This is a genomic window from Pseudomonas sp. MWU13-2100 (genome assembly GCF_023242365.1).
GTDB lineage: Bacteria > Pseudomonadota > Gammaproteobacteria > Pseudomonadales > Pseudomonadaceae > Aquipseudomonas.
In genome coordinates this window covers 61,430-84,117 of the sequence record NZ_JALLIX010000028.1, presented here as the reverse complement: position 1 = coordinate 84,117, position 22,688 = coordinate 61,430, and the positions used below count along the sequence as shown (strand labels likewise).

The 22,688-nt window shown below is 63.6% G+C and carries 25 protein-coding genes and 1 pseudogene; 15 read left to right on the top strand and 11 right to left on the bottom strand.

Translation table 11 applies throughout. The features are described from left to right. Nucleotides 1–63: 63 nt before the first annotated feature. From M5B99_RS19430 to M5B99_RS19410, 5 genes are all read right to left on the bottom strand, one after another. Nucleotides 64–747, bottom strand: coding sequence for an OmpW/AlkL family protein (locus M5B99_RS19430; RefSeq protein ID WP_248805549.1), 684 nt, complete (start codon nt 745–747; stop codon nt 64–66). A 294-nt stretch (nt 748–1,041) separates the two neighbouring features. Further along, nucleotides 1,042–1,575 (bottom strand): DUF3299 domain-containing protein, encoded by a 534-nt coding sequence (locus M5B99_RS19425; RefSeq protein ID WP_248805548.1) that lies wholly within the window; start codon nt 1,573–1,575, stop codon nt 1,042–1,044. Nucleotides 1,576–1,583: 8 nt separating this feature from the next. Beyond that, on the bottom strand, nt 1,584–2,849 hold the full coding sequence (locus M5B99_RS19420) for an ABC transporter permease (protein ID WP_248805547.1): 1,266 nt from the start codon (nt 2,847–2,849) through the stop codon (nt 1,584–1,586). A gap of 1 nt (nt 2,850) precedes the next feature. Beyond that, nucleotides 2,851–3,561 (bottom strand): ABC transporter ATP-binding protein, encoded by a 711-nt coding sequence (locus tag M5B99_RS19415; RefSeq protein ID WP_100944382.1) that lies wholly within the window; start codon nt 3,559–3,561, stop codon nt 2,851–2,853. A 174-nt stretch (nt 3,562–3,735) separates the two neighbouring features. Beyond that, nucleotides 3,736–4,347: a DUF2796 domain-containing protein gene (locus M5B99_RS19410; protein ID WP_248805546.1), complete on the bottom strand. Its 612-nt coding sequence runs from the start codon at nt 4,345–4,347 to the stop codon at nt 3,736–3,738. A gap of 135 nt (nt 4,348–4,482) precedes the next feature. Here M5B99_RS19410 and M5B99_RS19405 point away from each other — a divergent pair, with 135 nt between their 5' ends. Then, nucleotides 4,483–4,833: a hypothetical protein gene (locus tag M5B99_RS19405; RefSeq protein ID WP_248805545.1), complete on the top strand. Its 351-nt coding sequence runs from the start codon at nt 4,483–4,485 to the stop codon at nt 4,831–4,833. A 1,040-nt stretch (nt 4,834–5,873) separates the two neighbouring features. On the opposite strand, the gene trxA is transcribed toward M5B99_RS19405, so the two are convergent. Genes trxA through M5B99_RS19390 form a run of 3 tightly spaced genes read right to left on the bottom strand, consistent with a single transcriptional unit; the run spans nt 5,874 to nt 7,918 of the window. After that, the gene (trxA, locus tag M5B99_RS19400; protein ID WP_248805544.1) at nt 5,874–6,746 is read right to left on the bottom strand and encodes a thioredoxin; all 873 of its coding nucleotides are present in this window, start codon (nt 6,744–6,746) and stop codon (nt 5,874–5,876) included. A gap of 30 nt (nt 6,747–6,776) precedes the next feature. Then, nucleotides 6,777–7,463: a class I SAM-dependent methyltransferase gene (locus M5B99_RS19395; RefSeq protein WP_248805543.1), complete on the bottom strand. Its 687-nt coding sequence runs from the start codon at nt 7,461–7,463 to the stop codon at nt 6,777–6,779. Continuing rightward, on the bottom strand, nt 7,460–7,918 hold the full coding sequence (locus M5B99_RS19390; protein ID WP_248805542.1) for a hypothetical protein: 459 nt from the start codon (nt 7,916–7,918) through the stop codon (nt 7,460–7,462). The genes M5B99_RS19395 and M5B99_RS19390 overlap by 4 nt, the downstream gene beginning before the upstream one ends. 141 nt (nt 7,919–8,059) lie before the next feature. Between M5B99_RS19390 and nrdR the strand changes: the two genes are divergently transcribed. The 11 genes from nrdR (at nt 8,060) to M5B99_RS19335 (ending at nt 15,966) form a co-directional block, all read left to right on the top strand. After that, nucleotides 8,060–8,524 carry a transcriptional regulator NrdR gene (gene nrdR / locus M5B99_RS19385; RefSeq protein ID WP_164886258.1) on the top strand — a complete coding sequence of 155 codons (465 nt, stop codon included), beginning with the start codon at nt 8,060–8,062 and terminating at the stop codon, nt 8,522–8,524. Continuing rightward, on the top strand, nt 8,521–9,660 hold the full coding sequence (gene ribD / locus M5B99_RS19380; protein WP_248805541.1) for a bifunctional diaminohydroxyphosphoribosylaminopyrimidine deaminase/5-amino-6-(5-phosphoribosylamino)uracil reductase RibD: 1,140 nt from the start codon (nt 8,521–8,523) through the stop codon (nt 9,658–9,660). Before nrdR ends, ribD begins: the two co-directional genes overlap by 4 nt. A 45-nt stretch (nt 9,661–9,705) precedes the next feature. After that, nucleotides 9,706–10,368, top strand: coding sequence for a riboflavin synthase (locus tag M5B99_RS19375; protein ID WP_248805540.1), 663 nt, complete (start codon nt 9,706–9,708; stop codon nt 10,366–10,368). A gap of 31 nt (nt 10,369–10,399) precedes the next feature. Beyond that, entirely contained in the window at nt 10,400–11,491 is a 1,092-nt protein-coding gene (gene ribBA / locus M5B99_RS19370; protein ID WP_248805539.1) for a bifunctional 3,4-dihydroxy-2-butanone-4-phosphate synthase/GTP cyclohydrolase II, read from the top strand. A gap of 91 nt (nt 11,492–11,582) precedes the next feature. Then, nucleotides 11,583–12,059, top strand: a complete 477-nt coding sequence (ribE, locus tag M5B99_RS19365; protein WP_248800106.1) for a 6,7-dimethyl-8-ribityllumazine synthase — start codon at nt 11,583–11,585, stop codon at nt 12,057–12,059. Next, nucleotides 12,056–12,556 (top strand): transcription antitermination factor NusB, encoded by a 501-nt coding sequence (gene nusB, locus M5B99_RS19360; RefSeq protein ID WP_248800105.1) that lies wholly within the window; start codon nt 12,056–12,058, stop codon nt 12,554–12,556. The genes ribE and nusB overlap by 4 nt, the downstream gene beginning before the upstream one ends. An 18-nt stretch (nt 12,557–12,574) precedes the next feature. Then, nucleotides 12,575–13,540, top strand: coding sequence for a thiamine-phosphate kinase (gene thiL / locus M5B99_RS19355; RefSeq protein ID WP_248805538.1), 966 nt, complete (start codon nt 12,575–12,577; stop codon nt 13,538–13,540). Then, nucleotides 13,537–14,040, top strand: a complete 504-nt coding sequence (locus M5B99_RS19350; protein ID WP_248805537.1) for a phosphatidylglycerophosphatase A — start codon at nt 13,537–13,539, stop codon at nt 14,038–14,040. The genes thiL and M5B99_RS19350 overlap by 4 nt, the downstream gene beginning before the upstream one ends. A 10-nt stretch (nt 14,041–14,050) precedes the next feature. Continuing rightward, nucleotides 14,051–14,833 (top strand): transporter substrate-binding domain-containing protein, encoded by a 783-nt coding sequence (locus M5B99_RS19345; protein ID WP_248805536.1) that lies wholly within the window; start codon nt 14,051–14,053, stop codon nt 14,831–14,833. Between the two features lie 99 nt (nt 14,834–14,932). Then, entirely contained in the window at nt 14,933–15,550 is a 618-nt protein-coding gene (gene ribA / locus M5B99_RS19340; RefSeq protein ID WP_248805535.1) for a GTP cyclohydrolase II, read from the top strand. Then, nucleotides 15,547–15,966, top strand: a complete 420-nt coding sequence (locus M5B99_RS19335) for an MFS transporter (RefSeq protein WP_248805534.1) — start codon at nt 15,547–15,549, stop codon at nt 15,964–15,966. The genes ribA and M5B99_RS19335 overlap by 4 nt, the downstream gene beginning before the upstream one ends. A gap of 259 nt (nt 15,967–16,225) precedes the next feature. Here the strand turns inward: M5B99_RS19335 and dxs are convergent, their stop codons facing one another. The 3 genes from dxs to M5B99_RS19320 all read right to left on the bottom strand — a co-directional run bounded on the left by dxs (nt 16,226) and on the right by M5B99_RS19320 (nt 19,363). Further along, complete coding sequence (dxs, locus tag M5B99_RS19330; protein WP_248805533.1) at nt 16,226–18,124, bottom strand: 1-deoxy-D-xylulose-5-phosphate synthase; 1,899 nt, start codon at nt 18,122–18,124, stop codon at nt 16,226–16,228. 112 nt (nt 18,125–18,236) lie between these two features. After that, complete coding sequence (gene ispA / locus M5B99_RS19325; RefSeq protein WP_248805532.1) at nt 18,237–19,124, bottom strand: (2E,6E)-farnesyl diphosphate synthase; 888 nt, start codon at nt 19,122–19,124, stop codon at nt 18,237–18,239. Then, nucleotides 19,121–19,363 carry an exodeoxyribonuclease VII small subunit gene (locus M5B99_RS19320; protein WP_040071232.1) on the bottom strand — a complete coding sequence of 81 codons (243 nt, stop codon included), beginning with the start codon at nt 19,361–19,363 and terminating at the stop codon, nt 19,121–19,123. Before M5B99_RS19320 ends, ispA begins: the two co-directional genes overlap by 4 nt. Nucleotides 19,364–19,602: 239 nt before the next feature. Between M5B99_RS19320 and M5B99_RS19315 the strand changes: the two are divergent. From M5B99_RS19315 to M5B99_RS19305, 3 genes and pseudogenes are all read left to right on the top strand, one after another. Then, a pseudogene (locus M5B99_RS19315) lies at nt 19,603–19,758 on the top strand (transcriptional regulator); the annotation flags it as partial. 329 nt (nt 19,759–20,087) lie between these two features. Next, nucleotides 20,088–20,879, top strand: a complete 792-nt coding sequence (locus tag M5B99_RS19310) for a YfaP family protein (RefSeq protein WP_248805531.1) — start codon at nt 20,088–20,090, stop codon at nt 20,877–20,879. Nucleotides 20,880–20,914: 35 nt separating this feature from the next. Further along, entirely contained in the window at nt 20,915–22,639 is a 1,725-nt protein-coding gene (locus M5B99_RS19305) for a DUF2138 domain-containing protein (protein WP_248805530.1), read from the top strand. Nucleotides 22,640–22,688 lie beyond the last annotated feature (49 nt).

The following is a 22,688-nucleotide window of genomic DNA, read 5'->3' as shown; positions in this document are numbered from 1 at the left end:
GGGGATGGAACGCTGGTATCGCGTTCTTGTGGCAAGTCCGTTCGCCACAGGCTGTGATTCGGCTTAGAACTTGTAGCCGATACCGACCATGTAGACCCATGGGTCGACCTTCACATCCACCTTGGTCTGGCCTACGCCCAGGGCCGTCGGGCCGTCGATGGTGGCCTTGGTGTCGATGTCGATATACCAGACCGAAGCGTTGAGCAGCATGCGGTCGGTGAGCATGTAGTCGAAGCCCAACTGTCCGGCCAGGCCCACCGAGTTCTGTAGCTTCATGTTGCTGAAGCCTTCATCCTTGCGCTTGCTGGTCAGGTCTTCACCGAAGAACATGGTGTAGTTGATGCCGACACCGGCGTAAGGCTGGAACTTCGAGCTGGCTTCCATCGGGTAGTACTGCAGCGACAGGGTCGGCGGCAGTTCCTTGATATCCCCCAACTTGCCGTCCAGTGCCGGGCCGAGGCCCTTGACGGCGACTTCGTGGTGGAAAGGCGTCGCGGCCAGCAGTTCCAGGCCGATATGGTCGGTGAACATATAGGCGAAGGCCAGGCCCAGTTGGGTGTCGCTGTCTACCGTGGCCTTGGTGCCGGAGACTTTTGCGCCGTCGAGTCTCAGGTCGCCGCTACTGTCGTTGGGTGCGACGGTGGCGGTACCGGCGCGGACGATGAAATCACCGGCCTGGTGAGCGTGGGCAAGGGGCGCGGCGAGGGCGAGCGCTACGAGAGAGGCGCTGAGCAGGGACTTGTGCATTGGGGGGGCTCCAAAGGACGGTTCAAATTCACTGGGTCCAATGGTAAAGAGCGAGCCGGGTCGGCTTTTGACTCAGCTCAATGGAAAGCAGAGCCAATCTTTGACCTGGCTCAATGAAAGGCCAATGGCCGGGCTGGAGCGGGAACTTTTGTGTTGTTCCCGGCGACCTCTTCGCGGGCAAGCTCCGCTCCCACAGAGGTTCTGTAGAGCCCCCGACTCAGACTCGATTCAAAACCTGTGGGAGCGGAGCTTGCCCGCGAAGAGGCCCGGGCAGCCACCGCCGAGCGACGGGTTTTACTCCGGCAACTCGTACACGTAGATTTTCTGCGCCGCCATGCTGTACCCCGCATCCGCCAGATCGCTGGTGCTCTGCTTGACCTGCATGTCGCCTTCAATCCAGTACGGCTGGTACAACTCGTCGACCTTGACCCCCAGCTCACTGGTCACATGCACGATCTGGTTCGACGGCGGTGGCGGCACATGGATGCAGGCGCCGAAATACGGCACCAGCAGGAACTCCGTGGTCCGCCCTTCCTCGTTCACTTCCAGCGGCACGATATACCCGGGCAGACGCACATGCTGGCCGTCCAGCGCCTTGACCACCGGTGCATCGGACAGCGACTGCCTGGCCGCCGGCGCCGCCTCGATATCCATGCTGCCGATTTTCGACAGGTCATGCAGCGGCGTCATCTGCGGGACTTCCGGCGGCGCATCGGGCGGAATCATGTCCTGCCAGGCCAGCTCCCTGGGTTTGTCATCGGCCCACAGCGGCGTGGCCGTCACCACGCACAGCGCCAACAGCACGCCAGCCAGGACTTTATTCTTCATCGCAACACTCATAAACGGATGGACAGGCCGTCGGCCAGGGATTGTCGATAGGCGCGCCACGCCGGCACGCTGCCCATCAACAGGGCGGCGACGAGGATACCGCCGAGCAGCGTCCATTCATATTCGCTTGGCCAGGACAGTGGCAGGTACAGCCCGTAGTTCGACTGCACATAACCCTGGGCCAGGGCGATACACAGATACAACAGGCCAACCCCGGCCACCACCCCGGACAGCGCCAGGGCAAAGGCTTCCAGGATCAGCAAACTGGCGATATGCCAAGGTCGTGCGCCCACCGAACGCAGGATCGCCATCTCCCGGCGGCGTTCGTTGAGGCTGGTGAGGATCGCCGTGAGCATACCGATCAAACCGGTCAGGACCACGAACAGTGAGACCACGAACAGCGCCTTTTCCGCCGTGCCCATCAGGCTCCACAGCTCCTGCAAGGCCACGCCCGGGAGGATTGCCAGCATCGGCTCGCCACGGAACTCGTTGATCTCCCGTTGCAGGGCGAAGGTCGAGATCTTGTTGTTGAGGCCGAGCATGAAAGCGGTGATGGCTTGCGGCGTCAGGTCCATATTGCGGGCCTGGTCGGCGCTGATGCGTCCGGCGCCGTGGGCTGGTACGCCGTTGTGCCAGTCGATGTGGATCGCCTCCATGCCGCCGAGGCTGATATGCAGCGTGCGGTCCACCGGGGTGCCGGTGCGCTTGAGGATGCCGACCACGGTGAAGGGCTTGTCGTCATGCTTGACCAGGCTGATGGCCGCCACCCCATGGGCCAGCACCAGCTTGTCGCCGAGCTTGTAGTGCAGCGCGTCGGCCACCTCGGCGCCGAGCACTACCTCGAACGGATCGGTGGCGAACGGGCGACCTTCGGCCAGTTGCAGGTTCTGCTGGTGGCCGTACTGGTAATGCTCGAAATAGGCCTGGTTGGTGCCCAGGACGCGGTAGCCGCGATGGGAGTCGCCGAGGGACATCGGGATCGCCCACTTCACTTTCGGGTTGTTGGCGAAGTGCTCGAAGCTGTCCCAGCGGATGTTATTGGTGGCGTTGCCGATGCGAAACACCGAGTACAGCAGCAGGTTCACCGAGCCCGAGCGGGCGCCGACGATCAGGTCGGTGCCACTGATGGTGCTGGCGAAGCTGGCGCGGGCTTCGGTGCGCACGCGCTCCACGGCCAGCAGCAGGCAGACCGACAGGGCGATGGCGAAAGCCGTGAGCAGGGCGGTAAAGCGGCGGTTGGCCAAGCTGGCCAGGGCCAGACGAAACAGATACATCTCAGACCTCCGCGGGCGTGGCCGCGCGATTCAATTCGGACAGCGACAGGTGACGGTCGAACAGCGGGGCCAGGCTCTGGTCATGGCTGACGAACAGCAGGCTGGAACCGGCTTCGCGGCATTCGGCGAACAGCAGTCGGATAAAGGCTTCGCGGGCATCGTAGTCCAGTGCCGAGGTCGGCTCGTCGGCGATCACCAACTCCGGTTGGCCGATCAAGGCGCGGGCGGCGGCAACCCGTTGTTGCTGGCCGATGGACAGCGAGTCGGCACGCCGTTCCAGCAGGGCCGGGTCGCTCAGGCCAAGGTGGGCAAGCAAGGTGGCGGCGGCCTGGTCGGCGCTGCCGTGGCGCTGGATCGCGCGGCTGGCGCGCAGTTTGGAAAAGTGGCAAGGCAGTTCGACGTTCTCGCGGACCGAGAGGAACGGCAACAGGTTGAACTGCTGGAAAATATAACCGGTGTGATCGACGCGAAAACGGTCGCGGGCACCGGCGCCCAGTTCGGTCAGTTCCTGGCCGAGCAGGCGGATGCTGCCCCGGCTGGGTTTCTGCACGCCGCCCAAAAGGCCCAGCAAGGTGGTCTTGCCGCTACCGCTGGGGCCTTTGAGGAACAGCGTTTCGCCCGGTTCCAGGCGGAACGCCGGGATATCCAGTAACTGTGGATGACCGGGCCAATTGAAGCCCAGGTCGGACAGTTCGATAAGTGCTTGGGTCATAAAGGCCGATTCACAGGTGATGGGCTCGTTGTGGGATTGGTGTTTATCTGCCTGTGGGAGCGGAGCTTGCCCGCGAAGGGAGCAACTCGGTATTCCTGAAAGACCGAGTCGTCTCTTTCGCGGGCAAGCTCCGCTCCCACAGGCAAGCGCCATTCCTACACGGATGGAGATGGATCAGAACTTCAGGGTGGCAGCCTCTGGCGTGGCGTCAACCCCTTGTTGGCCACTGCCGGAAATCAGCTGCACCTGGATCTTGTGGGTAGCAGGGAAAGTCTTGAACACCTGGCCCAGGTCCAGGGTCTTCAGCGCGGCCGGAGTGGCGCAGGTGAACTGGTAGCGGGCGTGGATCTCGCTATGGTCATGATGGTGCTCGGCACCGGCGGCCGGGGGGGTGCCGGTGGTTTCAGGAGCGTGCTCGTCGTCATCATCGTCATCGGCGTCTTCAGGTGCCGGATCGCCGAACAGCGGGCTTTCCAGTGCCTGGTTAGTCGCCACGCAACCGGCGGCTTTCGGCAGGTTGAACAGCTCCAGCGGCTTCTCCAGCAACGCGTGCGCGGCGGCGACCTTGGCCTTGTCGGCGTCGGTGGTGGCCGGGTGTTCGAAGCCCACCAGGTTCATCGCCGGGCTTTGCAGTTCCAGTTCCAGGGTCTGGCCGTCGAGTGCCGCATTCAGTCGGCCAACGCCGTGCTCGTGGGCGCCGAGGCTGCCATGTTCATGGGCTTCCTGAGCCTGGGCGGCAACCAGCGGGAGCAGGGCAAAAGGCAGGGCGAGCAGCAGGTGGCGCATGGCGTTTCTCCAGGAACGACAACGAGGGTGTTTTGTTATGTAATCTTATAACAATTTATACCTTGTTCGGCTACTGACTTGGCGTGTCGAGTGACGCGTGGGAGCATGGGCCCCTGCAATCGCGAGGAGGGCATCATGGTGCGAATTCGAGGCACTATCGGCCAATGGCCGGTGGATTTGACGGTGGAGTTGGATGAGAGCGAGTGGGCGCGCCTGGGGGCGCAGTTGCGGGTGAGCGTGCCGGCAGAGGCGGCGGCTGCGGTGGTGGCAAGGCCGGTGAGCGAGGGCGATGCCTTGTGGCGGACGGCCAGGGACCTGGTGCGCCAGGCTGGGCAGATCGACGGGCCGCAGTTGCTGGCACAGTTGGAGGGGCTGGCGGGGAGCACGGTGGCGGCCAAGCGCTTGTTGGTGCGCTTGCGCCATTGCAGTGAGATCAAGGTGCTGAGCGGGACGGATTCGCCGCTTTACAGCTGGATCGAGTCCTGAAGGCGGAACATTCTTTGGATGTGGGAGCGGAGCTTGCCCGCGAAGCTTCTGGCGGCCTCACGGGTCTCTTCGCGGATGAATCCGGCTCCCACAGTGTGCGTGTCGCGCCGAGAATATGTATTCGACCTAATGTCCCATGTGGGAGCGGAGCTTGCCCGCGAAGCTTCTGGCGGCCTCACGGGCCTCTTCGCGGATGAATCCGGCTCCCACAGTGTGCGTGTCGCGCCGAGAATATGTATTCGATCTAATGTCCAATGTGGGAGCGGAGCTTGCCCGCGAAGCTTCTGGCGGCCTCACGGGCCTCTTCGCGGATGAATCCGGCTCCCACAGTGTGCGTGTCGCGCCGAGAATATGTATTCGACCTAATGTCCCATGTGGGAGCGGAGCTTGCCCGCGAAGCTTTTGGCGGCCTCACGGGCCTCTTCGCGGATGAATCCGGCTCCCACAATGTGCGTGTCGCGCCGAGAATATGTATTCGACCTAATGTCCCATGTGGGAGCGGAGCTTGCCCGCGAAGCTTTTGGCGGCCTCACGGGCCTCTTCGCGGATGAATCCGGCTCCCACAGTGTGCGTGTCGCGCCGAGAATATGTATTCGACCTAATGTCCCATGTGGGAGCGGAGCTTGCCCGCGAAGCTTTTGGCGGCCTCACGGGCCTCTTCGCGGATGAATCCGGCTCCCACAGTGTGCGTGTCGCGCCGAGAATATGTATTCGACCTAATGTCCCATGTGGGAGCGGAGCTTGCCCGCGAAGCTTTTGGCGGCCTCACGGGCCTCTTCGCGGATGAATCCGGCTCCCACAGTGTGCGTGTCGCGCTGAGAATATGTATTCGACCTAATGTCCCATGTGGGAGCGGAGCTTGCCCGCGAAGCTTCTGGCGGCCTCACGGGTCTCTTCGCGGATGAATCCGGCTCCCACAATGTGCGTGTCGCGCCGAGAATATGTATTCGATCTAATGTCCCATGTGGGAGCGGAGCTTGCCCGCGAAGCTTTTGGTGGCCTCACGGGCCTCTTCACAGATAAAACCAGCTCCCACAAGGTCAGTACAACGCAGCGAACAACCGGCGACGGTAGGTGGTCACCAGCGGATGGTCGTTGCCCAGCAGGTCGAACACCTGCAGCAAGGTCTTGTGGGGCAAGCCTTCGCTGTAGCCGCGATTACGGATGAACAGCTTGAGCAAACCCTCCAGCGCACCTTCATACTGTTGGCGCGACAGTTGTTGTACCGCCAGCTGATAGGCCGCTTCGTCATCCTGCGGGTTTTGCGCCAGGCGCGCCTTCAAATCGGCGACCTCCGGCAGGTCCGCAGCTTGGCGCAAGAAAGTCAGCTGCGCCTTGGCACCCGCCAGTGCGGCCTTGTGCTCGTCGCTCTTCACCGCATCCAGTACCGCCTGGGCTTCACCCAGCTCGCCGCGCTCGGCCAGGCAACGGCCATAGAGGATCAGTGCCTTGGCGTTGCTGTTGTCTTCACCCAGCAGTTCCTTGAGCAGGGCTTCGGCATCGCCAATCCGACCCTCGGTGAACAACGCCTCGGCCTGCTCAAGAGGATCGGCCGCCGCCGGCGGTGGCATCTGCACATGAGGTTCAAGCAGTTTGCGCACCGCCGATTCCGGCTGGGCACCGGCGAAACCGTCCACCGGCTGGCCGTCCTTGAACAGCACCACGGTCGGCAGGCTGCGAATGCCGAAGCGGGCGACGATATCCTGCTCGGCATCGCAGTCGACCTTGGCCAGCAGCAGTTCGCCCTGATAGCTCTCGGCAATCTGTTGCAGCATCGGCATCAAGGCCTTGCACGGCGCGCACCACTCGGCCCAGAAGTCCACCAGCACCGGCTTGTGGAACGAGTTCTCGATCACCGACTGGTCGAAATCAGCGGTGGTGGCATTGAAGATATAGGGGGCGGGCTGAGTCATCGGAATCTCGGAAAGCGGGGAATGGAACCACTATAAAGCCTGGACGGAATGGCCGAAAGCATGCCGACGCCGGGCATGGTAGAGACTGACATGGCGAAACTCCTCCGGCTCCGCCAGGTCTGGCAAGGTGAAGGCCTCGAGCATTTCCAGGCGGCGATACAGTGGATGGCGGAAATCCCTCACCCGCGAATCCGCCACCAAGGCCTCCTGCCCCCGGCTGAGAAACTGATCGAGCAACGGCAGGTTTTCCCGGTCATACAGCACATCCGCCACCAGGATCAGGTCGAAGCGATCGTTCTCGGCGAAGAAGTCCGCGCTGTAGCTCAGCTCCACCCCGTTGAGGGCCGCATTCACCCGGCAGGCCGCCAGCGCCAGCGGGTCAAGGTCGCAGGCCACCACTTCCAGCGCCCCGGCGCGGGCCGCGGCAATCGCCGCCACGCCGGAACCGGCGCCGAAATCCAGCACCCGCTTGCCCGCCACCCAGTGCGGGTTTTGCGCCAGATAGCGGGCCATGGCCAGGCCGCTGGCCCAGCAGAAGCTCCAGTAGGGCGGCTCATGCAGGATTCGCCGGGTTTCCTCCGGGGTAAAGGCGCGATCCATGTTGTGCGCGTCGATCAGCCACAACTGCAACGCCGTCCCGGGCAATTCACAGGCCACCAGTTGCGCATCGCCGAGCAATTCGCCCAAGGAGCGTTGCAGCTGCGCCGGTGCACTCATGGCGCGGCAAATAATTGCAGCTGGCCCAGGGCCTGGGTGGTCGGCTCGGTGATGATCCGTGCCGGCAGATGCAGGATCAATTGCCCGGACTGGCTGGCCCGGCCGCGCAATTCCACCCGGTTACCGAGCGGAAACACCTGCGGATTGAAGCGCAGCTGGAACGGCAGCAACTGGCCGGTTCCCCGGATCCTGCTGCTGGCCAGCAACTGCTGCGGCCGGCCGCGTTCGTCAATCACCAGCAGCGCCAGTTCCGCTTCCGCGTCCTTGGGTACCCCCTGCAAGGTGCCGCTCAATTCACGCTGAGAGGCCGGTAATGGACCGAGTGCCTCATAGGCATTGACCGGTTTGCTCGTCTGCTGCTGGACCGGAGCTGCCGGGACAGGTTTGGGCGGTGGGCTGCCGCAAGCGGCCAGGAGGCCGGCGAGACTGAGCAAAACAAGCGGTCGTACTGACATGAACGGCTCCAACTCCAAGCGAAATATGCTGCGTCTATCTGTATAAAATGTAGTCGGGCGACTGTATACCGTAAACCCTATGGCTTGTCTTGCGACGGGGATGCGCTACCATGGCCCTCCCATTTTTTGTTGCCTGCCACCATGCACTGTCCCTTCTGCGGTGCCAACGACACCAAAGTCATCGACTCGCGTCTGGTCGCCGAGGGCGAACAGGTGCGCCGCCGGCGCGAATGCCTGGCCTGCGGTGAACGTTTCACCACCTTCGAGACCGCCGAACTGGTCCTGCCACGCCTGATCAAACAGGACGGCAGCCGCCAACCCTTCGACGAAGACAAACTTCGCGCCGGCATGCAGCGCGCGCTGGAAAAACGCCCGGTCAGCGTCGAACGCCTGGAGGCCGCGCTGGTGCATATCAAGCACAAGTTGCGAGCTACCGGCGAGCGCGAGGTCAAGTCGCTGGTCGTCGGCGAACTGGTGATGGCCGAGTTGCAGAAACTCGATGAAGTCGCCTATATCCGTTTCGCTTCGGTCTATCGTCGCTTCCAGGACCTCAACGAGTTCCGCGAAGAGATCGACCGCCTCGCCCGCGAGCCTGCCAAAGAATGAGCCATTCGACCGAGCAGGCCGTCCTCGACGCCCACTACATGGCCCGGGCCCTGGAGTTGGCCCGCAAGGGCCGCTACTCGACCCACCCGAACCCACGGGTCGGTTGTGTGATCGTGCGGGCCGGCGTGGTGGTCGGCGAAGGCTGGCACGTACGCGCCGGCGAACCCCATGCCGAGGTGCATGCCTTGCGCGAGGCGGGTGAAAATGCCCGTGGCGCCACGGCCTACGTGACTCTCGAGCCGTGCAGCCACTTTGGCCGTACGCCACCGTGCGCCGACGCCCTGGTCAAGGCCGGCGTGGCGCGGGTGGTGGCGGCCATGCAGGACCCCAACCCGGAAGTCGCCGGGCGCGGCCTCAAACGTCTGGCCGATGCTGGCATCGCCGTGCACAGCGGTGTACTGGAAGGCGAAGCACGAGCGCTGAACCAGGGCTTCCTCAAGCGCATGGAGCACGGTGTGCCGTTTGTGCGGGTCAAGCTGGCGATGAGCCTGGACGGGCGCACGGCCATGGCCAGCGGCGAAAGCCAGTGGATTACCGGACCGCAGGCGCGTTCCGCCGTGCAGCGCCTGCGGGCCCAGGCCAGCGTGGTGCTGACCGGTGCCGACAGCGTGCTGGCGGACAATGCGCGGATGACCGTGCGCCCCGCCGAGCTGGGCCTCGATCCGGAGCTGACGGCCCTGGCCGAACGCCGTCCGCCCCTGCGGGTGCTGATCGACGGGCGCCTGCGGGTGCCGCTGGACGCCGCGTTCTTCACGGCAGGCCCGGCGCTGGTGGTGACCTGCATCCCGGGCGCCGCCGAACGTTATCAGGCCCATGGCCATGAATTGCTGGAGGTGCCCGGTGCCGAAGGTCACGTCGACCTGCGCCGCCTGCTGACCGAACTGGCCGCCCGTGGCGTCAACGAGGTGCTGGTGGAGGCCGGCCCACGCCTGGCGGGCGCCTTTGCCCGGCAAGGCCTGGTGGACGAATACCAATTGTTTGTCGCCGGTCAGTTTCTCGGCTCCACGGCGCGTCCATTGTTGGACTGGCCACTGGAGCGGATGGACCAGGCGCCCCGGCTGAAAATCACCGAAATGCGCGCAGTCGGCAGTGACTGGCGAGTCACCGCAATACCTGACCCGGCTCCCGGCGTATAATTTTTGGCTTGCGCCACGCGCGGGCCTGTTCTCGAGGAGGACTTCATGTTTACCGGCATTATCGAATCCATCGGCAGTATCCGTGCCCTCAATCCCAAGGGCGGCGATGTCCGCGTCTACGTGGAAACCGGCAAACTGGACCTGGCCGACGTCAAGCTCGGCGACAGCATCGCGGTGAACGGCGTCTGCCTGACCGCCGTCGAACTGCCGGGCGACGGCTTCTGGGCCGACGTCAGCCGTGAAACCCTGGACTGCACCGCCTTCAACCAGTTGAAAGCCGGCAGCCGGGTCAACCTGGAAAAAGCCCTGACCCCGACCACCCGTCTCGGCGGGCACCTGGTCAGCGGCCATGTCGACGGTGTCGGCGAAGTGGTTGCCCGGGAAGAAAACGCCCGGGCCATCCAGTTCCGTATCCGCGCACCGAAAGAGCTGGCCAAGTACATCGCCCACAAGGGTTCGATCACCGTCGACGGCACCAGCCTGACGGTCAACGCGGTGAACGGCGCGGAGTTCGAACTGACCATCGTCCCGCACACCCTGGCCGAAACCATCATGGCCGACTACCGTCCAGGTCGTCAGGTCAACCTCGAAGTCGACCTGCTGGCCCGTTACCTGGAGCGCCTGCTGCTGGGCGACAAGGCCGCGCAGCCGTCGAGCGGCGGCATTACCGAAAGTTTCCTGGCCGCCAACGGCTACCTCAAATCCTGACACTCAAATTTTGAAAGAAGGGGGGTGCCGCGTGGCGCTCAATACGATTGAAGAACTGGTCGAAGACATTCGCCAGGGCAAGATGGTCATCCTCATGGATGACGAAGACCGCGAGAACGAAGGCGACCTGATCATGGCCGCCGAATGCTGCAAGGCCGAACACATCAACTTCATGGCCAAGCACGCCCGTGGCCTGATCTGCATGCCGATGAGCCGCGAGCGCTGCGAACTGCTCAAGCTGCCGCTGATGGCGCCGCGCAACGGTTCCGGTTTCGGCACCAAGTTCACCGTATCGATCGAGGCCAGCGAAGGGGTGACCACCGGTATTTCCGCCGCCGACCGCGCCCGCACCGTGCAAGCGGCGGCGGCCAAGGACGCCAAGGCCGAAGACATCGTCAGCCCCGGTCATATCTTCCCGCTGATGGCCCAACCCGGCGGTACCCTGGCCCGCGCCGGCCACACCGAAGCGGCCTGCGACCTGGCGCGCATGGCCGGTTTCGAGCCGAGCGGGGTGATCTGCGAAGTGATGAACGACGACGGCACCATGTCCCGTCGCGCCGAACTGGAAACCTTCGCCGCCGAACACCAGATCAAGATCGGCACCATCGCCGACCTGATCCACTACCGGATGATCCACGAGCGTACCGTTCAGCGGATTGCCGAGCAGCCGCTGGACAGCGAACTGGGGCATTTCACCCTGGTGACCTATCGTGATTCGGTGGAAGGCGACGTGCACATGGCCCTGACCCTGGGCAGCTTCTGCGCCGAAGAACCGACCCTGGTGCGGGTGCACAACATGGACCCGCTGCGCGACCTGCTGATGGTCAAGCAACCGGGGCGCTGGAGCCTGCGCGCGGCCATGGCCGCAGTGGCCGAGGCCGGCAGCGGCGTGGTGCTGTTGCTGGGGCACCCGCTGGACGGCGACGTGCTGCTGGCGCATATCCGCGAGACCGCCGAGCAGGTGCCGGCGAAAAAACCGACCACCTACAGCATTGTCGGTGCCGGTTCGCAGATCCTGCGCGACCTGGGCGTACGCAAAATGCGCTTGATGAGTGCGCCGATGAAGTTCAATGCGATATCCGGTTTCGACCTGGAAGTAGTAGAATACGTGCCCTCCGAATAAAGACTGGCTGCTCGCGGCCCTTGATTCGCGGTTCAAATATCCCTGAGGGGCGCGTACTAGGCGCGCCCCGGCTCTTTAAGAGAATTGTCGAATGACCCTGAAGACCATCGAAGGTACCTTCATCGCCCCCAAAGGCCGTTACGCCCTGGTGGTCGGCCGCTTCAACAGCTTCGTCGTCGAAAGCCTGGTGAGCGGCGCTGTTGACGCCCTGGTTCGCCACGGTGTCAGCGAAAGCGACATCACCCTCATCCGCGCACCTGGCGCCTTCGAAATCCCGCTGGTCGCGCAGAAAGTCGCGCAGAAAGGCGACTTCTCGGCGATTATCGCCCTTGGCGCGGTCATTCGTGGCGGTACCCCGCACTTCGAATACGTGGCCGGCGAATGCACCAAGGGCCTGGCCCAGGTCTCCATGGAGTTCGGCGTGCCGGTGGCCTTCGGCGTGCTGACCGTCGACTCCATCGAGCAAGCCATCGAACGTTCCGGCACCAAAGCCGGCAACAAAGGCGCCGAAGCCGCCCTTTCCGCCCTGGAAATGGTCAGCTTGCTGGCGCAATTGGAGGCTGTGTGATTAGCGACGAAAGCGATCGTTTCAACCCGCGCGAGCCGAAGCCTGAAGGCGCCGGCAAGCCCTCCAAAAGCGTCAAGCGTCGCGAAGCCCGTCAGCTCGCGACCCAGGCCCTGTACCAGTGGCACATGGCCAAGCAGTCGCTGAACGAGATCGAGGCGCAGTTCCGGGTCGACAACGATTTCAGCGATGTCGACGGCGCCTACTTCCGTGAAATCCTCCACGGCGTGCCGCAGTTCAAGAGCGAAATCGACACTGTGCTCAAGCCGTGCCTGGACATCGAGATCGAAGAGCTGGACCCGGTTGAACTGGCGGTATTGCGCCTGTCCACCTGGGAACTGCTCAAGCGCGTCGACGTGCCGTACCGCGTGGTGATCAACGAAGGCATCGAACTGGCCAAGGTCTACGGTTCCACCGACGGTCACAAGTTCGTCAACGGCGTGCTCGACAAACTGGCGCCGCGTCTGCGTGAAGCTGAAGTGAAGGCGTTCAAGCGCTGATCCGCGCTTGACCTGTGCATGGGCGAGTTCGAGCTGATCCGCAATTTCTTCGCCGCCGCGCCCTGTGCGCAGGGCGGCGAGGGCGTTGCCCTGGGCATCGGCGACGACTGCGCCCTGCTGAGCGTCCCCGCCGGGGAGCAATTGGCGATTTCCACCGACACCCTGGTGGCCGGTGTGCACTTCGCCAATCCCTGCGACCCTTTTTTGCTCGGCCAGCGCGCGCTGGCTGTTGCTGCCAGTGACCTGGCCGCCATGGGTGCCACGCCCCTGGCCTTTACCCTGGCCCTGACCTTGCCGCACAACGACGCCAACTGGTTGCAGGCCTTTGCCCGTGGCTTGAACCTGATGGCGCAACACTGCGACTTGCGCCTGGTGGGCGGTGACACCACCCGTGGGCCATTGTGCCTGACGCTGACGGTGTTCGGTCGTGTGCCCACGGGCCAGGCGCTGACCCGCAGCGGCGCGCATATCGGCGACCTGCTGTGTGTCGGTGGCGACCTGGGCAATGCCGCGGGCGCCTTGCCGCTGGTGCTGGGGCAGCGTACTGCGGCGCCGGCGATTGCCGAGCCGCTGTTGGACCACTACTGGTCGCCCAAGCCGCAACTGGCCCTGGGTCAGTTCTTGCGCAACAAGGCGAGCTCGGCACTGGATGTCTCCGACGGGCTGTTGGCCGATTGCGGGCATATCGCGGCGGCATCCGCCGTCAGATTGCAGGTGGAGCGCGACGCGCTGCCGTTGTCTTCGGCGTTGTTGGCCTTCCTCGGTCAGGATGGGGCTCGCGAGGCGGCCCTCAGCGGTGGTGATGACTATGTGCTGGCCTTTACCCTGCCGCCCGGCGAGTGGTCCGGGTTGCTGGTCGCGCACCCAGCGGTAAGGGTGATCGGCCAGGTGCTGGCCGGGCAGGGCGTGGTCCTGGTGGACAGCGCCGGCCGCGACATCACACCGGCACGCCGGGGCTACCAACATTTTCCGGAGACACCGTGACAGATCATCCCAAGCAGGTCCCGGCCGAGTTCGTACCGCCGTCGGTCTGGCGCAATCCCTGGCATTTCCTGGCCTTCGGTTTCGGTTCCGGCACCTTGCCCAAGGCGCCGGGCACCTGGGGCTCGCTGGTTGCGCTACCCTTTATACCGTTATGGCAGATGTTGCCTGACTGGGGCTACTGGCTGATGCTGGGCGTCACCATGCTGTTCGGCTTCTGGCTGTGCGGCAAGGTCGCCAACGATCTGCGGGTACACGACCACGAAGGCATCGTCTGGGACGAGATGGTCGGGATGTGGATCACCCTCTGGCTGGTGCCGGACGGTTGGTACTGGTTACTGGCGGGTTTTTTGCTGTTCCGCTTTTTCGACATCCTCAAGCCCTGGCCGATCCGCTGGATCGACCGGCATGTCCATGGCGGCGTCGGCATCATGCTTGACGACGTACTGGCCGGGGTTTTCGCCTGGCTGGCCATGCAAGGGCTGGTGCACCTCTTAACCTGAGGATTCAGGCATGTCTGGCTGTCGGTTGTGGGTCGTGCTCCTCTGTCTGTTGGCGGGTGGCGTTGCAGGTAATGTCGTTCAGGCTCGTGAGGAAACCTCCTTGCCTGGGCAGGTCCATCTAGCCAGCGAGGAATGGACCGACTACACGGGGGCCGACGGTCATGGTTTGGCCTGGGATCTCATGCGCGAGATCTTCGAGCCCAAGGGCGTCAAGGTGCTGATCAGTACCGAACCCTACGTCCGGGCGATCGGGCTGGTACAGCGCGGGGACGCGGACGCCTGGGTGGCGGCTTATCGCAATGAGGTGGCGGGTGCGCTGTATCCGCGCTGGCATTTCGATGTCGATCATCTCTATGCCCTGGGGCTGGCGAGCAATCCGCGGCCGACCCTGGAAACCCTGGGTGTTTATCGCCTGGCGTGGATGCGCGGCTACAAATACCAGGATTATTTGCCCAATATCCGTCATTACAACGAAATCGCGCGGCGCGACGGTGTGTTGTCGATGCTGGTCCACGGCCACGCCGATTACTACATCGATGCGTTATCCGAGGTGAGCGAGGTGCAAGACCACGCCGCGCACCCTGAGATGTTCCAACGCAGCCATTTGCTCGACCTGCCGCTGTACCTGGGGTTCGCCAACAATGCGCGGGGGCGTTCACTGATGGCCCTGTACGACCAGCGCATGGAGGAACTGGTCAAAAGTGGTGAGCTCCGGGCCATTTTCAAACACTGGAAACAGCCTTATCCTTTTGACGCCATGCCGCTGCCGGTGCCGACGAATCAAACCTATTGATAGTTATCATGGATAATTCAGCCTAAGCGTCTGTAGGAACCTACTGTTACAATGCGACCTCTGCGAATTTCCAGTCCTCATACTGATCAGGAGCACACGGTGCCCGTCGTTTTCGTCGCTGCTTCCAAACTGCCAACCCCCTTTGCGACCTTCACCATGAATGGCTTTCTCGAAGAGGCCACCGGTCGTGAACACGTCGTGCTGACCCTTGGGGATGTGGCGGATGGCGCACCGGTTCTTGGCCGTGTGCATTCCGAATGCCTGACCGGCGATGCCTTGTTCAGCCAGCGCTGCGATTGCGGCTCCCAGCTGGAGGCGGCCTTGCGGGCGATTGCCCTCGAAGGTCGCGGCGTCTTGCTGTACCTGCGCCAGGAAGGTCGCGGCATCGGCCTGATGAACAAGATCCGCGCCTATGAGTTGCAGGATGGCGGTGCCGACACGGTCGAGGCCAACGAGCGCCTGGGTTTTGCCGCCGACCAGCGTGACTATTCCATCTGCAAACCGATGCTCGAACATCTGGGCATCAAGTCCCTGCGCCTGATGACCAACAACCCGCGCAAGGTCAAGGCCTTGACCGAGATGGGCATCACCGTGACCGAGCGCGTGCCGCTGCAAACCGGACAGAACCCGCACAACAAACTCTACCTGGCGACCAAGGCTGGCAAGCTCGGCCACATGATGGGCAACGAGCACCAGAGCGAGGCTGACCCGGCGTGACCCGTGGCCAGGTAAAGCGGCGGCTGGCGGTGGGCTGGTGGAAGCAGTTGGTGCTGAGTGTATTGCCGCTGTTTGTCGCCAACTGGTTTTTCGGTCAGGCCGAGCCGTTGCTGCCGGTGCTGGCAATGCCGTTTTTCATTGCCGGGGTGGCTTCGATGTTTGTCAGCCTGCGCTTTTTCGGGGCTTACAAGCGCTCGTTGATCGCGACCCAGGCGGCGCTGGATACGCCGGAAGAGCCGGCGGCCTGGATCGAACTGGCGAGTGTGCGGCGCAAGGCCCTGGTGGTGGCGGCGTTGCCGACCTGGATCGGCACCCTGGCGGTGTTCGTCGGGTTGGAGGCGGTGCCGTTGATGCTGCTGGTGCTGTCCACGGTGGTGCTGTTCTACCTGTACCGGATTCCGCGACAGCTGGGCTGATCTGGGTGGGATATGGCGCAACGGCTTGGTCATGTGAGGCGCTGGCGCCTGGCCGTTGGACCGAGGTGCTACTTTCGCGGCGGTGCGGCGATCCGACAAGCGCCGCTGCCACAGGATTTCCGGTCGCACACCAGGCTCAAGTACACCTGAAAGTCAATGTGGGAGCGGAGCTTGCCCGCGAAGGGGCCGGAACAGGCAACGGAAATACCACGCTGAATGCGGCGTTTTCAGGGCCGCACCCCATGCTTGAGCCGAGGCTTTAAAGCCCCAGCAGCTTCATCCGCCCGGTCACCGACGCTTCGATCCCCGCCACATCCAGCCCGCACTCCGCCAGCATCTGCGCCGGCTTCGCGTGTTCGACATACACATCCGGCAGACCCAGGTGCAAGATCGGCTTGAGCAGGTTGTCACGCGCCAGGAACTCGCTGACCGCCGCCCCGGCGCCGCCCATGATGGCGTTTTCCTCGAGGGTCACCAGCAACTCATGGCTGCCGGCAATCTCGCGTACCAGCGCTTCATCCAGCGGTTTGACGAAACGCATGTCAACCACGCTCGCATCAAGCTTCTCGGCGACGATCAGCGCCTCGGCCAGTTGCACGCCAAATACCAACAGGGCGACTTTGCTGCCGCGACGCCGAACCACGCCCTTGCCGATCTCGATCGGTTCCAGGTTTTTCTCGATAGGCGCATTCGGCCCGGTACCCCGTGGGTAACGCACCGCTGCCGGGCCGTTGTACAGGTGGCCGGTGGTCAGCATCTTGCGCAGTTCGTTCTCATCGCTCGGGGTCATCACCAGCATGCCGGGAATGCAGCGCAGGTATGACAGGTCGAAACTGCCGGCATGGGTCGGGCCGTCTTCGCCCACCAGGCCGGCACGGTCGATGGCGAACAGCACGTCGAGGTTCTGTACCGCGACGTCATGCACCAGCTGGTCGTAACCGCGTTGCAGGAAGGTCGAGTAGATCGCCACCACCGGCTTGGCGCCTTCGCAGGCCATGCCGGCGGCAAAAGTCACTGCGTGCTGCTCGGCAATCGCCACGTCGAAGTAGCGCAGCGGGAAACGCTCGCTGAAGGCCACCAGATCGGAGCCTTCCTTCATCGCCGGGGTAATGCCCACCAGGCGCGAATCGGCGGCGGCCATGTCGCACAGCCATTCGCCGAACACACCGGAGTATTTCGGTCCGCTGGCCTTCTTCGGCGCGGCGGCCGGGGCGTCCAGGGGTTCGAGCTTGGTGATCGCGTGGTAGCCGATCGGGTCGAGCTCCGCCGGGGCGAAGCCCTTGCCCTTCTTGGTCACCACATGCAGGAACTGCGGGCCCTTGAGGTCACGCATATTGCGCAGGGTGGCGATCAGGGTCGGCAGGTCATGGCCGTCGATCGGACCGATGTAGTTCCAGCCCAGTTCTTCGAACAGGGTGCCGGGCACCAGCATGCCCTTGGCGTATTCTTCGGTACGCCGGGCGATTTCCCAGGCCCCGGGCAGACGCGACAGCACTTTCTTGCTGCCTTCGCGCATGCTCGCGTAGGTGCGGCTGGAGAGGATCTTGGCCAGGTAGTTCGACAGGCCGCCGACATTGCGCGAGATCGACATGTCGTTGTCGTTGAGGATCACCAGCATGTTGGCGTCAACTTCCGGCGCGTGGTTCAGCGCCTCGAAGGCCATGCCGGCGGTCAGCGCGCCGTCGCCGATCACGGCGATGGCCTTGCGGTCGCTGTTCTGCAGGCGGGCGGCGATGGCCATGCCCAGAGCGGCGCTGATGGAGGTGCTCGAGTGGCCGACGCCAAAGGTGTCGTACTCGCTCTCCGAGCGGCGCGGGAAAGCGGCCAGGCCACCTTTCTGACGCAGGGTGTGCATGCGCTCGCGACGACCGGTGAGGATCTTGTGCGGATACGCCTGATGGCCCACGTCCCACACCAGCCGGTCGTCCGGGGTGTCGAAGACGTAGTGCAACGCGATGGTCAGTTCGATCACGCCGAGGCCGGCACCGAAGTGCCCGCCGGTCTGGCCGACCGAATAGAGCAACTCCTGGCGCAATTCATCGGCCAGGGTTTCCAGCTCGGCTTCACCTAACCGGCGCAGGCCGACCGGCGTGTCGGCACGGTCCAGCAGGGGCGTGGTCGGGCGCTTGCGGGGAATCTCATGGAACGTCGTGGGCATCAGGCGAATCGTTATAGGTATAGAAGAGGCGGCAGTTTACCTGATGCATCGCACGCTGCCCACGCGGAGCATCGAAGTTGGCCGATATGCGGCCTTGGGCGCGGTGTTTGGCTCAGCTGCGACGTTCGACGATATAACGGGCCAGGTCACGCAACGGTTCGGCGCACGCGTCAAACGGTCGCAGGGCGTGCAGCGCCTGGTCGCGCAGTTCCAGGGCGTAGGCCTTGGCCGCGTCCAGGCCGAGCAGGGCCGGGTAGGTTGGCTTGTCGCGGGCGATATCGGCACCCTGGCGCTTGCCCAGGGTGGCGGTGTCGCTTTCCACGTCGAGAATATCGTCCTGCACCTGGAAAGCCAGGCCGATGGCCTGGGCATAGGTCTGCAGGGCACGCAACTCGTCGTTTTGCGCGTGGCCGCTGGCCAGGGCGCCAAGCTTGACGCTGGCTTCGATCAGCGCGCCGGTCTTGTGCCGGTGCATGTACTCCAGGGCTTTCTGGTCGAGCTTGCGGCCGACCGCGCCGAGGTCGATGGCCTGGCCGCCGACCATGCCGGCGGGGCCGGCCGCCTGGGCCAGGGTGGTGACCATGGTCAGGCGGGTATCGGCGTCCAGGTCGCTCAGGCGTGGGTCGAGCAGGGCGCTGAAGGCCAGGCTTTGCAGGCCGTCGCCGGCAAGAATCGCGCAGGCTTCGTCGAAGGCCTTGTGGGTGGTCGGCTGGCCGCGGCGTAGATCGTCGTCGTCCATGGCCGGCAAATCGTCGTGCACCAGCGAGTAGGCGTGGATCAGCTCCACCGCGCAGGCCGCGCCGTTGGCTTGTTCGGGTTGGCCGCCGAGCGCTTCGCAGGCGGCGTAGGCGAGCAGTGGGCGAACGCGCTTGCCGCCGTTCATCACGCTGTAGCGCATGGCTTCATAGAGACGGGCGAGTTCGGCGCTGGGGGCGCTGAACAGGGAGTCGAGTGCGGCGTTGACCCGGGCCTGGCTGCTGGCCTGATAGGCTTTGATCATTGTGCTTGTTCCGCGTCGAAGGGCTCTTCGGCCAGTTCGCCGTCGCGTTCGAGGAGGATCTGCACCTTCTGCTCGGCCTGGGCCAGGGCGCCCTGGCAGTCGCGGGTCAGGCGGATACCTTGTTCGAAAGCGGTCAGCGAGTCTTCCAACGACAATTCGCCGTTCTCCAGGCGTTCGACCAGGGTTTGCAGGTCGGCAAGGGACTGCTCGAAATCCAGGGAAGCTTTTTTGCGGGCCATGGCGGCGATCTCGGTAGGCGTTGAACGGGCGCGACACTAGCAGACAGCGGGTTTAGGGGCAAATGCGAGGGGCTACCACTCGCTTTGTCCTGAACAGAATAGTGGATCGTTTCCACGCTCTCGGGATGATCACTGTGGTGATCGTAACAGTGCGATACATACCCATGATTGTTTGTGGATGCGGCATTGCTGCATTCAAGTCAAAATTTGACAACCTACCTGCCGTGTTCCTGAAACAATTGAAGGAGGAACGGGAGCAATTCCAGAAGAACTTGCGGGTCTCGGTTCGGCAGATGAGGTCGAGTAAAGCGGCGCGGGTCACCAGGGTGACATTGATCGCCGCTGTCGAGGTTCGGGCAAAGGTCGGTTTGTCCGAGAGTGATTTCGCCAAGCTTCGGCCGGCGACTCCGGTTGTTTTGTAAGGGGCATCGTGTATCTGTTTCTCGTCGATATGAAAACCGCAAGTCGATCGGAAAACACGGTTTGCATGCTGGCCTTTTGCCTTGTTTTACAAGGCTTTCCGGGGTTCGCACGAGGAACCTGATTTATTTGCTGAGCCACCTCACAAATACCGCTTTGTCTCCATTGTCTAACAACCTTCGAATCGCTAACCTCTGCGGCTTCCCCTACCTGTCATCGACAGGTCTTCTCTGACCGATACCGTGTCGGGAGTGCGCTGTGGATTCTGCGCAGGGTTTTATAAAGCATGGCAAGGAGGCTGTTGATGCGCCGGTTTTTCCCCATCCTGATCGCCCTCTGGGTCACGACCGCCTGGGCCGAGCCCTCGGCCGAGCTTCGGGAGCCGACCGGCGGCTGGCGCTATGCAGGTCTTCTTGACCGCAAGGATGCGCCGCAGGTGGCCTACCCCACGCCGCCCATCGACCGTGGTATCCAGCGCAGCCGCACACCCATCGAAGGCCGGATCAATCCGCCCTCCGGGCCGCGTGAGCCGCATATCCTGTCGGTCAACGGCAACCCGCTGAATCTCTACACCGACGACGCCGGCCGCTTCGTCCGCCCCTATGCCTTCGGCGCCGGCTCCAACAGCGTCGAAGTGCGCAGTTCCACGGGCAAGTCGCTCAAGCGCGTGCAGTTCTACGAAGCCAACAAGCAGATTACCCCGGCGCGTATCCGCGTGGTCCTCGGCTGGGACGACCCCAAGGCCGAACTCGACCTGCACATCATCACCCCCGACGGCCAGCACGCCTTCTACGCCCATCCGGCGTTGACCAACGGCGGCGGCCTCGACCCGGACGGCGTCGACGGCCCCGGCCCGGAAATGTTCACCATGACCGCGCCGCTGCACGGCACCTACCTGATTTATGTGAACTACTGGGGCAACTACAGCGCCAGCGACGGCTATAACTTTACCGAGCGTGCCAACCAGAACGAGGTCATCACCTCGCAGATCAACCTGGTGCTCAACGAAAATACCGTCGATGAAAAGCGCGAGAGCTTCACCGTGCCCCTGCGGGCCATCGGCGACCTGCTGCTGGTCAAGACCTTCAACTATTGAACATCCCGCTCCACGGATGAATGGGCTTTGCGAACATGAGCGATAACACAGCTTCTCCGGACGCCGCTGTACCGGCTGCCCCTCAACCTGCCGGCTCGCGCCGTTGGCTGGGCCTTGTGCTCGGGCTTTGCGTGGCCGGCACGGTGGCCGGCGGCCTGGGCTGGTTTTTCCACCACAAGCCGGCCGCCCCGGCGCCGGAACTGGCCCTGGAAAAGCTCGGCGTCAGCCGCCCGGACGCGCTGCTGGAAACCGCCTCGCTGAGCCAGTTGCCCAAGGACCTGCTCAGCGTGCCGTTCCTGCGCGACACCCTGACCGAGGACTTCGTCTTCTATTACGAAACCCACGGCGACCGTCTCGGCCTGATCGGCAGCCTGCGGCGGATCATCTACGAGCATGACCTCAAGCTGCAGGACAACCTGATCGAGCAACTCTTCGACCAGCCGGCGGATATCGCCCTGTGGCGCGGTGCCGATGGTCGGCTCAAGGACTTCCTGCTGGTGATGGATCGCGGCGGCCTGGCCAAGCTGCTCGAACCCCTGGCCCATGTCGCGCTGGACGACACCCAACTGACCAAGGTCGGCGAAGTGAAAGTCGGCGGCGACAGCGTGCCGCTCTATCGCCTGGCCTACAACGCCAGCAAAGCCCTGTTGTTCGCCTCCCGTGGCGACAAACTGGTGGTGCTGTCCAACCCGGACCGGCTCTACGAGCAAACCAGCGACGACAGCGAAGTGGCCCCGGGCGAAGTTTCGACCCAGGCCCTGGCGGCGTTGCTCAATGGCGACAAACTGTTCCCCGAAGCCTTTGGCCTCAAGCCCCGCGAAACCGTCGTGAAGCAGCGCATTTCGATTGCTTCCAGCGTCCTGGCCATGGGTTACCAACGCTTTATCCCCAACTTCGCCGGCCTGCGCCTGGATATGGACGACAAGGGCTGGCACAGCTTCCTCGCCCTGGATGAGCAGGACAAAGCCGCCGACTTCGACTTCAAGCCGATCTGGCAAGCCATGCCGGTGGGCGCCAGCGCCTGCGTCGCGCTGCCGTTGGCCGCCGAACAGCAACAACCGCTGCTGGTCAAACTGGGGGCCGACGAAGCCACCGCGAAGAAACTCACCGAGCATATGAGTGGCGCCGCGGGCCTCTGCTGGTACGCCGACTCGCGCCTGTACACACCGTTGCTGGTGGCGAACCTGACCAAGGACAACGACAGTCTCGACGCCGACCTGGGCAAGCTGTTCGGCTCGATGGTCGGGAGCAAGGAAAGCAATGTCGACGGCGGTCTGTTCCCCATCGACGAGCAGCAGAAAGACGGCGTCCACCAGTGGAAGCGTCAGGTCAGCTCGACCTTCGGTCAGTACGCCGCCAAGGAAGCCGAGAACCCCGACGCCATCACCGGCAAGGGCTTCTTCCGCGTGAGCCTGGCACGGCACGGTTCGACCCTGTTGTTTTCCCTGGATGACAAGCTGGTGGACAAGGCCCTCGGCACCCTCGACAAGCACTTCCCGCCGCTGGCCGACGTGCTGCCCAAGGACGTGCTGATGCCGGTCTACCTCGGCCCGGACTCCCTGGCGCAACTGATGCAGCAGGAAACCCTCGACAGCCTGCCGCAGGACATGGAGCCGGTGTTCCGCAACGCCGCGCAGACCCACCTGATTCCCAAGCTGCAAAAGCTCGCCGGTTTCGGCAAATACGCCCTGACCCTGCCGGAAGGCAGCGAACCGGACGGCCACTGGCAGTGGTTGCCGCTGCAATGGCGCGCGATGTGACGCCTATGTTCGCGATTGGCACGGCGCTATCGGGATGGCAACGCTGCAC

What these genes read in the sequence shown, in the direction of transcription:
- M5B99_RS19430 (WP_248805549.1), bottom strand. Translation starts at nt 747, where the DNA reads ATGCACAAGTCCCTGCTCAGCGCCTCTCTCGTAGCGCTCGCCCTCGCC.
- M5B99_RS19425 (WP_248805548.1), bottom strand. Translation starts at nt 1,575, where the DNA reads ATGAAGAATAAAGTCCTGGCTGGCGTGCTGTTGGCGCTGTGCGTGGTG.
- M5B99_RS19420 (WP_248805547.1), bottom strand. Translation starts at nt 2,849, where the DNA reads ATGTATCTGTTTCGTCTGGCCCTGGCCAGCTTGGCCAACCGCCGCTTT.
- M5B99_RS19415 (WP_100944382.1), bottom strand. Translation starts at nt 3,561, where the DNA reads ATGACCCAAGCACTTATCGAACTGTCCGACCTGGGCTTCAATTGGCCC.
- M5B99_RS19410 (WP_248805546.1), bottom strand. Translation starts at nt 4,347, where the DNA reads ATGCGCCACCTGCTGCTCGCCCTGCCTTTTGCCCTGCTCCCGCTGGTT.
- M5B99_RS19405 (WP_248805545.1), top strand. Translation starts at nt 4,483, where the DNA reads ATGGTGCGAATTCGAGGCACTATCGGCCAATGGCCGGTGGATTTGACG.
- trxA (WP_248805544.1), bottom strand. Translation starts at nt 6,746, where the DNA reads ATGACTCAGCCCGCCCCCTATATCTTCAATGCCACCACCGCTGATTTC.
- M5B99_RS19395 (WP_248805543.1), bottom strand. Translation starts at nt 7,463, where the DNA reads ATGAGTGCACCGGCGCAGCTGCAACGCTCCTTGGGCGAATTGCTCGGC.
- M5B99_RS19390 (WP_248805542.1), bottom strand. Translation starts at nt 7,918, where the DNA reads ATGTCAGTACGACCGCTTGTTTTGCTCAGTCTCGCCGGCCTCCTGGCC.
- nrdR (WP_164886258.1), top strand. Translation starts at nt 8,060, where the DNA reads ATGCACTGTCCCTTCTGCGGTGCCAACGACACCAAAGTCATCGACTCG.
- ribD (WP_248805541.1), top strand. Translation starts at nt 8,521, where the DNA reads ATGAGCCATTCGACCGAGCAGGCCGTCCTCGACGCCCACTACATGGCC.
- M5B99_RS19375 (WP_248805540.1), top strand. Translation starts at nt 9,706, where the DNA reads ATGTTTACCGGCATTATCGAATCCATCGGCAGTATCCGTGCCCTCAAT.
- ribE (WP_248800106.1), top strand. Translation starts at nt 11,583, where the DNA reads ATGACCCTGAAGACCATCGAAGGTACCTTCATCGCCCCCAAAGGCCGT.
- thiL (WP_248805538.1), top strand. Translation starts at nt 12,575, where the DNA reads ATGGGCGAGTTCGAGCTGATCCGCAATTTCTTCGCCGCCGCGCCCTGT.
- M5B99_RS19345 (WP_248805536.1), top strand. Translation starts at nt 14,051, where the DNA reads ATGTCTGGCTGTCGGTTGTGGGTCGTGCTCCTCTGTCTGTTGGCGGGT.
- dxs (WP_248805533.1), bottom strand. Translation starts at nt 18,124, where the DNA reads ATGCCCACGACGTTCCATGAGATTCCCCGCAAGCGCCCGACCACGCCC.
- ispA (WP_248805532.1), bottom strand. Translation starts at nt 19,124, where the DNA reads ATGATCAAAGCCTATCAGGCCAGCAGCCAGGCCCGGGTCAACGCCGCA.
- M5B99_RS19320 (WP_040071232.1), bottom strand. Translation starts at nt 19,363, where the DNA reads ATGGCCCGCAAAAAAGCTTCCCTGGATTTCGAGCAGTCCCTTGCCGAC.
- M5B99_RS19310 (WP_248805531.1), top strand. Translation starts at nt 20,088, where the DNA reads ATGCGCCGGTTTTTCCCCATCCTGATCGCCCTCTGGGTCACGACCGCC.
- M5B99_RS19305 (WP_248805530.1), top strand. Translation starts at nt 20,915, where the DNA reads ATGAGCGATAACACAGCTTCTCCGGACGCCGCTGTACCGGCTGCCCCT.